The 13,393-nt window shown below is 39.7% G+C and carries 11 protein-coding genes; 9 read left to right on the top strand and 2 right to left on the bottom strand.

Annotated elements, in window-relative coordinates; genetic code table 11:
- Positions 1 to 71: 71 nt before the first annotated feature.
- The 7 genes from WC639_03450 (at position 72) to WC639_03420 (ending at position 8,494) form a co-directional block, all read left to right on the top strand.
- Positions 72 to 1,340, top strand: a complete 1,269-nt coding sequence (locus WC639_03450; protein MFA6306834.1) for a glycosyltransferase family 1 protein — start codon at positions 72 to 74, stop codon at positions 1,338 to 1,340.
- Between the two features lie 41 nt (positions 1,341 to 1,381).
- Positions 1,382 to 3,610 (top strand): S8 family serine peptidase, encoded by a 2,229-nt coding sequence (locus WC639_03445; GenBank protein MFA6306833.1) that lies wholly within the window; start codon positions 1,382 to 1,384, stop codon positions 3,608 to 3,610.
- A gap of 33 nt (positions 3,611 to 3,643) precedes the next feature.
- Complete coding sequence (locus WC639_03440; protein ID MFA6306832.1) at positions 3,644 to 4,657, top strand: NAD-dependent epimerase/dehydratase family protein; 1,014 nt, start codon at positions 3,644 to 3,646, stop codon at positions 4,655 to 4,657.
- Positions 4,658 to 4,799: 142 nt separating this feature from the next.
- The gene (locus tag WC639_03435; GenBank protein MFA6306831.1) at positions 4,800 to 5,468 is read left to right on the top strand and encodes a glycosyltransferase family 2 protein; all 669 of its coding nucleotides are present in this window, start codon (positions 4,800 to 4,802) and stop codon (positions 5,466 to 5,468) included.
- 44 nt (positions 5,469 to 5,512) lie between these two features.
- Positions 5,513 to 5,857 (top strand): DUF2304 family protein, encoded by a 345-nt coding sequence (locus WC639_03430; protein MFA6306830.1) that lies wholly within the window; start codon positions 5,513 to 5,515, stop codon positions 5,855 to 5,857.
- A 29-nt stretch (positions 5,858 to 5,886) separates the two neighbouring features.
- Entirely contained in the window at positions 5,887 to 7,056 is a 1,170-nt protein-coding gene (locus WC639_03425; GenBank protein MFA6306829.1) for a glycosyltransferase family 4 protein, read from the top strand.
- A 277-nt stretch (positions 7,057 to 7,333) separates the two neighbouring features.
- Entirely contained in the window at positions 7,334 to 8,494 is a 1,161-nt protein-coding gene (locus tag WC639_03420; protein MFA6306828.1) for a glycosyltransferase, read from the top strand.
- Between the two features lie 96 nt (positions 8,495 to 8,590).
- Here the strand turns inward: WC639_03420 and WC639_03415 are convergent, their stop codons facing one another.
- Both WC639_03415 and WC639_03410 read right to left on the bottom strand, forming a co-directional pair.
- Complete coding sequence (locus tag WC639_03415; GenBank protein MFA6306827.1) at positions 8,591 to 8,836, bottom strand: hypothetical protein; 246 nt, start codon at positions 8,834 to 8,836, stop codon at positions 8,591 to 8,593.
- Positions 8,837 to 8,936: 100 nt separating this feature from the next.
- Positions 8,937 to 10,856 carry a hypothetical protein gene (locus tag WC639_03410; GenBank protein MFA6306826.1) on the bottom strand — a complete coding sequence of 640 codons (1,920 nt, stop codon included), beginning with the start codon at positions 10,854 to 10,856 and terminating at the stop codon, positions 8,937 to 8,939.
- 24 nt (positions 10,857 to 10,880) lie between these two features.
- Between WC639_03410 and WC639_03405 the strand changes: the two genes are divergently transcribed.
- Complete coding sequence (locus WC639_03405) at positions 10,881 to 11,423, top strand: class I SAM-dependent methyltransferase (GenBank protein MFA6306825.1); 543 nt, start codon at positions 10,881 to 10,883, stop codon at positions 11,421 to 11,423.
- A 130-nt stretch (positions 11,424 to 11,553) separates the two neighbouring features.
- On the top strand, positions 11,554 to 13,362 hold the full coding sequence (locus WC639_03400; GenBank protein MFA6306824.1) for a glycosyltransferase family 39 protein: 1,809 nt from the start codon (positions 11,554 to 11,556) through the stop codon (positions 13,360 to 13,362).
- Positions 13,363 to 13,393 lie beyond the last annotated feature (31 nt).

Genomic DNA, 13,393 nt, shown 5'->3' with positions numbered 1-13,393 from the left:
TGCCTGCCGGCAGGCAGGCAGTCCTCGCACGAAAATTTTCTAAATTTAGCCCAATATTATATACAATTTTTATGCTTATCGGCATTGACGCCTCAAGGGCGAATAGAAAATTTAAAGGCGGTACGGAGTGGTATTCTTATTATTTGATAAGAGAGCTGGCTAAAATTGATTCAAAAAATCAATATATTTTATATAGTGATAAGCCTTTAACCGGCGGCTTAGCTGATTTAACCGATGAAAATTATTCGGCTAAGCCGGGTAAAATAGACGGCTACGGCTGGCAAGAAATTAAAAGTCCAAATTGTAATTTCCGCGTTAAAATTTTAAACTGGCCTTTTACTTTTTTTTGGACGCAAATTCGCTTGTCTTATGAAATGTTAATGCATCGGGCAGACGTACTTTTCATACCGGCTCACACTCTGCCGGTTATTCATCCGAAAAAATCAATCGTTACTATCCATGACATAGGTTTTGAGCGCCAGGCCAAACTTTACAGTTCGGATAAAATCGGCCCGGCCAGCGGCTTAATTTCCGGAGTTTTCAATTTTTTAGTCAGGTTGTTTACTTTAGGCAAGTTTCATTCAAATGTTATTGATTATCATAGCTGGTCAACGAAATTCGCGCTCAAGCACGCCAAAACAATTATCGCGGTGTCTGAATTTACTAAAAAAGAAATGGTGGAATTTTATCAAGCTGACGCGGAAAAAATTAAAGTGGTTTATAACGGCTTTAACGGCGCGCTTTATCGCCCGATTCAGGACGCGGAAAAAATAAAACAAGTTTTAAATAAATATGACATTAAAGCCCCTTATATTTTTTATGCCGGCCGCTTGGAAAAAAAGAAAAATACCGCTAATCTGGTCGGCGCTTATGCCATCATGAGGCAAAAATTCAGCCAGATAAAGCCTAAGTTGGTTTTAGTAGGCAGAGCCGACTCCGGCTATGATGAAATTAAATATGTCATAAACGAATATGATCTTGAAGATAACGTAATTATGACCGGCTGGGTGCCGGAAGCCGATATGCCTTATATTTATAACGGCGCCGCTTTATTTGTTTTTCCTTCGCTCTATGAAGGGTTTGGCATACCTTTGCTCCAGGCCATGGTTTGCGGCACGCCGGTCGCGGCTTCCAATATCGCTTCCATAAGGGAAGTTGTTAAAGATTCAGCTTTGCTTTTCAACCCGGGGGATAAGGATGATATGGCGCAAAAAATGGCGAAAATATTATTGGACAGAGAATTGGCCGATCAATTAATCTCTAACGGTTTTATCAGAGTAAAAGACTTTAGCCTGGCTAAATGCGCCCGGGAAACATTGGCGCTTTTGGAAAAAATTTAGATTTGAAAAATACCGGCAACTTATGTTATAATAAAGATGTTATGAAAAAGAATATAACATCTTTTTTTATTATATTTTTATTTGGGCTGATTATATTCACCGGCCATAATGCTTTTGGCGCTATCCAAAATAATTTTGTCGCTGATGAAATATTGGTGAAATTTAAAGCTTCAACCGAACCGATAGCCATTAAAATTGCTCAAGCAGGCGATTTTAATAATTTTTTAAATTATTATAGCGGTTTGCCGGAAGTGGAATATGCCGAGCCGAATTATCTTTATCAAGCCGCCATAATACCGTCTGATACTTATTTCAATAATCAATGGTATCTGCAAAAAGTTAAAGCCATTGAAACTTGGGACAATAAAAGGGAAAGCCCCGAGATTGTCATCGCCATTTTAGATTCAGGAGTGCAAATCAGCCATCCCGATTTAAGAAGCAATATCTGGCTTAATAAAAAAGAAATCGCCGATAACAATATTGATGATGACAGAAACGGTTTTATTGATGATGTTAACGGCTGGGATTTTGTCAATAATGTGCCTGATCCGTCGCCAAAGTTTAAGCCGGATTTTAGCGAAGACGGAATATTGCACGGCACGATTATCGCCGGTATAGCCGCGGCTTCCGGCAATAACGCCGCCGGCATAGCCGGCATAACCTGGAAAGCGAAAATTATGCCGCTTAAAGTTTTGGATGACAAAGGCGAAGGCAGCGCTTCTAAAGTTATCAAGGCGGTTGATTACGCGGTCGCCAACGGCGCTAATATTATAAATCTAAGTTTTGTCGGCTTTGGCTACAGCCAAGGCCTTGATGACGCCATAAAACGCGCTTATAACGCCGGAATAATCGTGGTGGCTGCCGGAGGCAATGAAGTCGGCCAGGGAGATGGCTATTATTTGGATCAAACTCCCATGTATCCGGTTTGCCTTGATGGCGCTAACGGCGAGAACCGAGTAATCGGCGTAGCCGCAACCGATACTTTAGACCAGAAAGCGGCTTTTTCCAGTTTTGGCAATAAATGCATTGATATTGCCGCGCCCGGGGTCAGTGTTTTCAGCACAGTGGTTTATTCGCCTGATAATTACTTAAATGGCCAGCCGTTTAATAAATATTATGACGGTTATTGGTCCGGTACCTCGGTCGCCGTGCCCATGGTAAGCGGCGCGTTGGCTTTAATAGCCAGCGCTAACCCGGCTTTAAACCGAGACCAGATTATAAAAACGCTATTGGATAATACGGATAATATCAGTCGGTTAAATCCGAAATATTTAGGCCAGCTTGGCAAAGGCAGGCTGAATATCGCGGCCGCGGTTAATTACGCGCAGAGCCTGTTAAATAATAAAATTGAAAAATTGCTGATTGGGCCGAAAAACGGCCTGGCCAGCCTTATAAAAATTACCGATCAAGACGGCAAAAAAGATAGCGAGTTTTACGCCTACGCCAATAATTTTAAAGGCGGCGTTAATTTTGCTTCCGGGGACATAAATCATGACGGCCAACAGGAAATTATTACCGCGGCCGGGCTTGGCGGCGGGCCGCATATCAGGATTTTTAACCTGAAAGGAGAGCCGATCGGCCAATTCTTTGCTTTTAACAGTAATTTCCGCGGCGGCGTTAACATTGCCGCTGCCGACGTTAACAATGACGGCAGTGATGAAATTATCGCCGCGCAAGCTACGGGCGGAAATTCGGAAATAAAAATTTTTAACGGCCGCGGCCAGGTGCTAGGCTCATTTTACGCTTATGATAATAAGTTTAAAGGCGGGCTTAATATCGCTACCGGCGACATAGACGGCGACGGCGAAGATGAAATAGTGACCGGTTTGGCGGCCGGAAAAATTCCCGAAGTTAGAATCTTTAAAGCCGGCGGCATTTTACAAGGGCAATTTTTGGCCTACCCTAAAACTTTCCGCGGCGGCGTTAAAGTCACGATCGCCAGCGTTAGAAGCGGCTCAAGGGGCAATCGAGCGGATATTATTACCGCGCCGGAAAAAAACGGCGGGCCGCATATTAAATTTTTTGACGGCAAAGGAAATTTATTATCGCATTTTTTCGCCTTTAACAGTAATTTCCGCGGCGGCGTGAATTTAGCTAAAGCCGACGTAGATAATGACGGCTTGGATGAAATTATAACCGCCGCCGGTCCGGGCGGAGCGCCTCATGTCCGCGTTTTTAAAGCTGATGGCAGAATCGTTGGCTCGTTTTATGCTTATGAAGAAAGTTTCGGCGGCGGAGTAAGCGTAGGCAGTATAAAAATCAATAAGTAATTTTTTAAAAATATAATTTATTAAATAAAATATATGAGCAAAAGAGCAATTTTTGACAAAAAAAACGTTTTAGTGGCCGGCGGCGCCGGCTTTATCGGCTCGCATTTATGCGACCGCCTTTTAGAAAATAACAAAGTAATTTGCCTTGATAATTTTTCCACCGGCGACGAAAGGAATATTGACCATCTGCTTTCCGACCCTAATTTTGAATTTATAAAGCATGATATTGCCGAACCGATTGATTTGGAAAAATTATCGGAGTTGCAAAAATTTAAAATAGAATTTCAAGGCGTCCAGGAAATTTATAATTTAGCTTGCCCGACTTCGCCTAAGAATTTTGATAAAAATAAAATTCAGACTATTTTAGCTTCGTCTTACGGCCTAAAGAATATGCTGGATTTAGCGGTCCGCTATAAGGCGAAAATTATGCATTTTTCTTCCTCCGTGGTTTACGGTCCAAGGCTGGACAGCCAGAAGAGAATCAGAGAAAGCGAAATCGGCAAAGTTGACTTTCTTTCTCAAAGAAGTTCGTATGACGAAGGCAAAAGATTCTCTGAAACCATGGTGGAAAATTATCGCCAAGTTCATAATATTGATTCAAAGGTAATCCGCTTATTCCGCGTTTACGGGCCTAGAATGAAATTAAATGAAGGCAATCTAATTCCGGATTTCATAAACAGCGCTTTGGAAAATTCAGATCTGGTTATTCCGGGCGATAAAAATTTTTCCAGTTCGCTTTGCTATATCAGCGATTGCGTTGATGCTTGCGTAAAATTAATGGATAGCCATATTTTAGGCCCGGTTAATATCGGTTCGGACGTTGATATGAAATTGGAAAAAATTTGTGAAATGATTATAAAAATTTTAGATTCAAAGTCCAAAATAACCTACGCGGAGAAAAATTTATTTATCAGCGAATTATGCTTGCCTGACATAACCAGGGCGCGGGAAGAGCTGGGCTGGATGCCGATTGTTACTTTGGAAAACGGCCTGAAAAAAACCATTGATGATTTACGGGCCAGCAAAGGTTTAAAAACTGTAATATAAAAAAATTTACGACATATAGTTTGGGCTAAATTTATAAAATTTTCTCCTCTCGGAACTCACCCAAGATTACTTGGGCTCAAACAGTCCTCGCACGAAAATTTTATAAATTTAGCCCAAACATGAGGTGCTAATATAATTATTTATGAAGATTTTTTGTGTCATTCCGGCGTTCAATGAAGAAAAAAACATAATAACAATAATTAACCAGGTACGTCCGCTGGTTGATAGGCTAGTGATTGTTGACGACGGCTCAAGCGATCGGACGGCTGATTTAGCCGCGCGGGCCGGCGCGGTTTTGCTTAAGCATATAATAAACCGCGGGCAAGGCGCGGCCTTAAGAACCGGAACTAAGTATTGCTTAAACAATGGCGCCGATATAATCGTCCATTTTGACGCCGATGGCCAGTTTTTAAGCCAAGATATAGAACGCATCGCGGCGCCGATTAAAGACGGCAGAGCGCAAGTTGTTTTCGGTTCGCGCTTTCTTAACGCCGAGCACAGCTTAGGCATGCCTTTTTTCAAAAAATATTTTATTATGCCTTTGGCTAAAGCGGTTAATAAAGTATTTTTTAATGTAAATTTGACTGACCCGCAAAGCGGTTTCAGAGCGATGTCGGCCGAGGCGGCGCGTAGAATCAGCTGGAAGCAGGATCGGATGGCGCATTGCTCGGAGATAATGTTTGAAGTAAAAAAGAATAATTTTAAAGTTAAAGAAATACCCATTAAAGTCATTTACCATAATTTCGGGCAAAGTTTTTCCGGCGGCCTGAAAATTCTAAAAGATTTGTTTATCGCCATGCTGGTCAATTAGAATTTTACAAAGCTGTAAAATATTATATTAATTATATTAATTTTATGCTGCAACAAACAATCGCGCTTATAATCATCGCTTTTTTTCTCGCCCGGCTTTATTGGCAAAAACAAAAAAATTATATCGGCATAAATGAATTTTTATTTTGGCTTATTTTTTGGATTTTAGCTGCAGTTTTAATAATTTCTTTGAAATTTCTCGATAAATTAGTGGCCGGGCTGGGCTTTAGCGGCTCGGGCATTGAAGTCTTATTATATTTAAGCGTGGCCGTGCTATTTTATTTTGTTTTCCGCTTAAGGCTAAAATTGGAAAAAATTGAAAAGGATATTACTAAAGTCGTGCAAAATATTGCTTTAAAAGATAATAACGCGAATAATAAAGATAATTAGTTTAATATTTGTAAATTAGCGTTTAATCTATGAAAATTGCGCAAATAACTTGCACTTTTCCGCCATACCGGGGCGGCATCGGCAATAGTGTTTATAATATTTCAGAAAGCCTGGCTGATTTAGGGTATAAAGTAACGGTTTTTACTCCTAATTATAATTATAAAAAAAACGAAGATGAATTTGACCGCCATGAAGGTAAATTCGTGGTTGAACGCTTAAGGCCGCTGTTTAAATACGGCAATGCCGCTTTCATACCCCAGCTTTTTTGGAAATTGAAAAATTTTGACATAGTCCATTTGCATTATCCGTTTTACGGAGCGCTTATGCCAATACTCCTGATAAAATTATTGCTGGGCCGTAAAATGAAATTAATGCTGCATTATCACATGGATTCGAGCGCCGGAGGATTCAAGGGCGCTGTTTTTTATTTATATAAAATTTTAGTTTTGCCATTGATGATCAGGGCGGCGAAGATTATTACCTGCGCTTCGCTTGATTACGTCAAACATTCTGATTTAAGAAAATATTACAAAGCCAAGCCGGAGAAATTCAGAAAAATATTATTCGGAGTTAATCTTGAACAATTTGTCACTTACCGCGATAATATAAATGAACAGCGGCAAAATAAAATTATTTTATTCGTCGGCGGTTTGGACGACGCCCATTATTTTAAAGGTTTGGAAAATTTGCTCAAAGCAACGGCCGCTATTATTAAAAGTTCGCGGTCAAAGCCGATTATTTTAAATGTGATCGGGCGGGGGAATTTATTGCTTTATTATAAAAATTGCGCGAAAAATTTAGGCATTGAAGACAACGTTAAGTTTTATGATAGTGTTGATAACAGCAAGCTGGTTAATTTTTATAATTATTGCGACTGCCTGGTTCTGCCGTCGATTAATAAAGGAGAAGCATTCGGCCTAGTTCTGCTTGAGGCGATGGCTTGCTCCACTCCGGTGATTACTTCAAATTTGCCCGGAGTCAGAAGCGTCTTTAAAAATGGCCGAGAGGGTTTATTGGTTAAGCCCGGGGACATTAATGACTTGGCCAATAAAATAAAAACTATTTTAAGCGATAAAAAATTAGCCGAAGCCATGGGCCGGGCCGGCAGAGAATTAGTAGAGAGTAAATATACTTGGGAAAAGGTCGGCAAAAGATTGGATTCTATTTATCATTATGTAAAATACAGCCCGAAAGTATGATGCTGTAAAATATTATCCGCTAAGCCGTGCGATTTAAACATTATGAAAATTTGTTTGAAACGCTATTCTGATAAAATTATTTTACCGCTTAGGCGAAACCTGCCTGCCGGTAGGCAGGTTTGTGCATTTTTTAAATTTAAATTTAATTTGTCATTGCGAGGAGCTTCAGCGACGAAGCAATCTCTGGTAAAAATCCACGCACACGCCATTAAACCAGAGATTGCTTCGTCGCTCATTACGCTCCGCTTCATTCACTTCTCGCAATGACAATATACTTATGAAAATTTGTTTAATAAATAATTTATATAAGCCCTTTAACCGCGGCGGCGCGGAAAAAGTCTCGGAAATTATAATTCAGGGCTTGATTAAAGCCGGACATGATGTTTTTATAATTACGACGAGGCCGCGCGACAAGGAATTGCCGATCGCGGATTCAAAATTACGAATTTATTATTTAAACAGCTTATATTATAATTTAAACAAACTGCCTAAATTTTTGCGTTTTTTTTGGCAGATTTGGAATCTATTTAATTTTAGCGGTTATTTTAAAATTAAAAAGATTTTGGCGGCGGAAAAATGCGAGGCCGTTATAACTAATAATTTAATGGGTATAGGATTTTTAACGCCGTTAGCGGTTAAAAGTTTAAAAATAAAATATTTGCATATCGCGCATGATATTCAGCTAATCCATCCGTCCGGCTTAATGTATTACGGGGAGGAGGGGATGATAAATAGTTTTTTCGCTAAAGTTTATTCAAGCGTGTGCGGTAAATTATTTGCGCCGGCGCCGGCCGTTATCTTCCCTTCGCGCTGGCTTAAAGATTTATACATAAAAAGAAATTTTTTTGCGCAGGCAAAAATTGAGGTTTTGCCTAATCCTGTGGAAATTGTGCCGGAACAGGTGAGCAAGCGCTCCGGTAATTTTATTTTTTTATTTTTAGGCCAAATTGAAAAACACAAAGGCGTGTTTTTATTGATAGATGCTTTTAATAAAATTAAAGAAAAATATCCGGAAGTTGAGCTGGTTTTAGCCGGCGACGGTTCGCGGATTAAGCAGGCGCGCGCCAAGGCGGTCAAAAATAATAATATTAAATTTTTAGGCTGGCCGGGCGAGTCAGCGGCTGATAAATTGCTTGGCGCGGCTGATTGCCTGGTTTATCCGTCTTTAGTTTATGAAAACTGCCCTAACGCGATTCAGCGGGCGCTAGTAGCTGGGTTACCGGTGCTGGCGAGCGACCTGGGCGGTATACCAGAATTATTAAACCAAAACGCCGGCATTTTGTTTAAGCCGGCGGACGCCGATAGTCTAGCTGAAAAAATGATTTGGCTGATTGAGAATAAAAATAGCTTGGGCGATTTAGCCCAAGCCGGCCGGCAAAAAGCTTTGGATTTTAAGGTTGAAGATTATATTAAGGAGTTAGGGAAGATTATAAAGTGAAAATAAACAAATGAAGTTTTTTAAAAAAGCCTGAGCAAAATGTTTCGAGAACATTTTGTACAGGCTTTTTGGTTACAAAACACATATCAGCTTCAATTATTCTACGCGCGAGGCCAAGCGAGTGGCGCCGAAAATTGAAAGGACAATTTTCATATGTTCAGGTTCGCTCATGACGATATAACTAAACTTGGCAGCGAGAACATCGTCTTGCATAATAGCCTCAACTGAATCTCCGGAGATAACATTATTAAATGACACTGCTTCAGCGCGTTCAAGAATTCCTTTAATACGCTCTTCCCCTAATTGTGGGTTATCTTCTACAAATTTTTTAATGTTTCCCAACGCATACATGTTTTTTTCCTCCTTTTTATTGATTTATAAACAACGTTGAATAGTTGAATATATTAATATTGCATAAAATAAATAAAAAGTCAATATATACTTATCTCTCATACTTAAACACAACCGCTTCGCCGTTGTTAATTACTTGCCAGCTATCGGCGGATAATTTTGCTTCGTCTAAAATTTTAGTGAAAGCCCACCAATATCTGTTCAAAACAAAATAGCCTTCATCAACGCCGGCTAAAGCCATGGCCGCGGACATTGTTTCGCGGCTGGGTTTTTTATATACCATGTCCAGATAATACCCGTAAAGCGGCGAGCTGGTCGGGATCGGGTAATAAAAAATTTGATCGGTTCCGTAATATTTTTTAAAGCCGTAGCGGCTTAAAGCGGCCGCGCCTACTTGCTGGTTGGCTAAAACTATAAAATCCGACTTTGCATCGTTATTAATGAAATCCACGGCTTTAATATCCGCGGCCGAAACCGAATAGCCGCGGGAATTAAAATAATTATCGTAGCGCGGATAGGTTATGTATAAAGAAGCGCTAATCAGCAAAGATAAAAACACCGAGAAACTTAAAATAATAAAAGTATTTTGCTTGGCGATTTTTTCCAGCATGGCGTAAATAGAGAGGATAAAGAAAGGCAAAAGGAACAGAACCGCGGCCAGCAATATCCTCTGCGGATAGTCGTCTCTTTCATAATTTATTAAAAAGGCGAACGGCAGTTTAGCCGTAATTAAATACGACATGAATAAAGCGGCGGACAGAGAAAAATAAAGCCATAAAATTTTACATTGCTCTTTATGCTTATAAGCGATAAAAATTCCGCTTAGGGCCAGTAAAATAAAGATAAATTTCAGATTAAAGCCGTAAAGATAAGCAAAATTTAAAATAAAATTTTCCCGCCCCGGGATATTTAATTGCAGCTGATTCGCGCTTTGGGCTAAATTATCGCTCGGCGCGGCCGCGGCCAGGTTTCTGTTTAAAAAATAAAACAAAGCCGGCAAAATAACGATGGCAATTATGATTAAGAGGGGATAGAGATATTTTTTTATTTTATTATCGCTGTAATAGACCGCTAACAGCGCGCTAAACAGCAAAGCCGGCAGGCCGGCGACCGGATGAGTTATGGCCGCGGCCGCCGAGAGAAGCAAGATAATTAAATAATCATGAGAATTTTTACAAGTTAATCCCAGTAAAATCGCTAAAATCAATAAAAAATACGCCAGATTTTGGGGCGTGGTAACGATTAAAAAGGGAAAACTTAAAGCTAGAAGGGCGAGAATTAATATTAAATTAAGGCTTAAAGAATCAAACCATGATTTTAAAACGCGCCAGAGAGTTAAAGGCAAAAATAAAGCGGCGAGCAGGGGCAAGAGAAGCTTATCCAGCCAAATTATGGGCAGAGTAGTTATTTTATGAGTAATTACCACTAAGGCGTATTGGCCTAAATAGTAAAACGGCTTAGGATCTACCGCGCCGGTCTTATCAATTAAATTTTCCGTGGCTTGGTGAATGAACGAGTCATAGCCGTAGCCCAGCTTATAAATTATCAGCGCTACGGAAAAAGATAAAAAATAATGGAGCATTATGAGCCATAAGGCGAATTTTTTATTAATTACCGCATTGCCGATTAATAACAGGGTCGCTAGGGTATAAACAATAAAAAAATATTTTGGCGCCGCTTGCCAAGGGGAAACTATGGCCGCGCCGGTTCTATGGCTGAATAAAATATAGAAGCAGGATAAAATAAATATAAAATATAAAGCATAAAATATAAAATTAATTAACTTAAACTTATCGGCGTTAATTTTCTCCGGTTTTTGGCGTCTGATTTTTTTGCTTGCTAAAAGGCGGAAATATTGTATAATAATAAAAGAAATAACCGCTAAAATTAAGCTAATTATTAGGCCGAGCTTATTAAGCGAATAAAAACGGTAAATTAAGCCGCCAAATATTGAAATAAGGCAGATTAATATCAAGAGTGAATTAATGATATTTAACAGTTTGTTAGTCATTATATTCTCATTTTACCACACTTTATGATAATTTCCATCGTTCTCTATAGCTTAAGCATGGCTTTTTTATTGTTTATTATCGTCTGCGGTTTTAGCTTAATTTTTTCGGTTTTGTCATTCGCCCCCTGGGTGCCGAGCCGCGGCCGCGACTTAGAAAGAATTTTTAAGTTAGCCGATTTGCGTCCCGGGCAAACTTTTTATGATTTAGGCTGCGGCGACGGCAAAGTTGTAATTTACGCGGCTAATAATTATAAAGTTAAAGCCATCGGCCTAGAAATTTCCTTGCCGCTATATTTAGTCTGCAAGTTAAGGCAGGCTTTAAATAAGCAAAGCAATATTGAATTTAAGTTTAAAAATTTGTATAAAGAAAATTTATCTTCGGCCGACGCGGTTTATTTTTTCGGCATGCCCCATGTTTTAAATGAAAAATTTTGCTCAAAGCTTAAACGAGAGTTAAAGCCGGGCGCGAAAGTTGTTTCCTATTCTTTTAAATTGCATGATTGGCAGCCGAAAATAACAGATAAGCCGAGCGAAAAAGATTTGCCGATTTATTTGTACGAAATGTAAAATATATAGTCATTGCGAGAAGCCCCGTACTCGGGGCGACGAAGCAATCTCTGGTTAAATTCCGAGTACGTGAGATTGCTTCGTCGCTGAAGCTCCTCGCAATGACAGTAGAAACAATGTAAAAAAATATATGATATTGGGCGTATTTAAAAAATGGCTGAAAAAATACTGGCGTATAATTGTTATAATTATGGCCGCGGTTTGTTTTTTCATCGGCACGGCCAGCTTTAATTATTATACGCAATCCGGAGATTTTGTTAAATGGCTGTCGCCGGACGAATCGGCGAATTATAATTTTACCAAACTTTACGCCCAGGAAGGCCAGCTGATGATTTATGAAAAATATAATATTCTGTCTTCCGATATCCTGCATCCGCGCAGCGTCAGAAGCGATTTCGGCTACTTAAAGCCGGTAAGTTTTTTAGGCATTATTTTAATTTACGGCAAGATCGCCGGCTTAACCACTTATAAAATTTTACCGTATCTCACGCCGTTTTTCGCCGCTTTAGGCATTATTTTTTATTATTTATTGATTAAGCAGATTTTCGGCAAACGCAACGCTTTAATTTCCGCGCTGGTTCTCGCCGTTTTTCCGCCCTTGGTTTATTACAGCGCCCGCAGCATGTTCCATAATGTGCTGTTCGTTGTCTTGCTTGTCATCAGCCTTTATTTCGCCGTAATATCCGTAAAAAAGAAAAAGGCCGAGCCGGATATGGATAAAGTTAAGACTGCCGCCGCCGGTATTTTACCGAATCTGGCCGCCGGTTTAAGCGGCGCTTTTTTAGGCCTAACTATAATAACGCGGACTTCTGAATTAATCTGGCTGGCTCCGGTCTGGCTCGTAATCTGGCTGTTTAATATTAAAAAATTCGGCCTGATCAAGCTTATGATTTTTATCGCCTGCTTATTTTTCGCTTTGTCGCCGGCCATGTATTGGAATAAAATACTCTATCAATCATTTTGGCGCGGCGGCTATAACGAAATGAACCAGTCTATCTTAAATATTGCCAGCGCCGGCTCGGAAATTTTAAAAATCGGGGCTATAAATTCCGGGGCGGTTAAAAACGATTTAACGCAGATAAAAAATAATATTTTTCACTTCGGCTATCAGCCGCTTAAAAGCCTGAAAATGCTGTATTTTTATTTCGCTAAAATGTTTTATTGGATTTTCTGGCCGGCGTTTTTCGGCTTTCTGCTCCTCTTGTCAAAAATAAAAAAATGGCGGAAAAAGCATTATGTTTATTTATTGGCTTTATTCGCCGCGGCCGCGATTTTAATTTCCTATTACGGCAGTTGGGATTTTCATGACAATCCGGATCCTAAAAGCCGGACCATCGGCAATTCCTATACCCGCTACTGGCTGCCGATTTATCTTGGCGCCATACCTTTGGCCGTTATTTTTTTAGTGAAGTTATCCAATATTTTCAAGAAAAAAATATTTATTTACGGCCTGCGCGCCTTAATAATTTTATTGGTATTTTTTATTTCCATCAGGTTTGTTTTATTCGGTTCGGAAGAAGGCCTGATAAAATCGGCGCAAAAGCAACTGGCGGTTCGCGCCGAATACGAGCAAATTTTGAATTTAACCGAAGCCAGAGCGGTTATCGTCACCCAGTATCATGATAAGCTGTTATTTCCGGCCAGAAAAGTGATCGTCGGCTTGTTTGACGACCCTAATATGATAAAAGAATACGCGGTTTTAACTCAATATCTGCCGGTTTATTATTATAATTTTACTTTTCCGGAGAAAGATTTTAATTATTTAAATAACAGAAAACTGCCGCCCTTCGGCTTAAAAATAGAAACCGTAGCCAAAGTTACCGAAGATTTTACTTTATATAAATTGTCATTGCAAAGCTCAATTTCCTCTGTCATTCCGGCCTCCGAGCCGGAATCCAGAATAGAAAGCACAGGTGTTGTTTCTGAAAGTATATTTTAATCGCAAATTTATTACGGATTTAACCTGGATT

The sequence above is a fragment of the Patescibacteria group bacterium genome, assembly GCA_041662965.1.
In the GTDB taxonomy this organism is placed as follows: domain Bacteria; phylum Patescibacteriota; class Patescibacteriia; order Patescibacteriales; family GWC2-42-12; genus JACPHD01.
The sequence above is the reverse complement of the archived record's forward strand: the minus strand, read 5'-3'. Positions and strand labels throughout refer to the sequence as shown.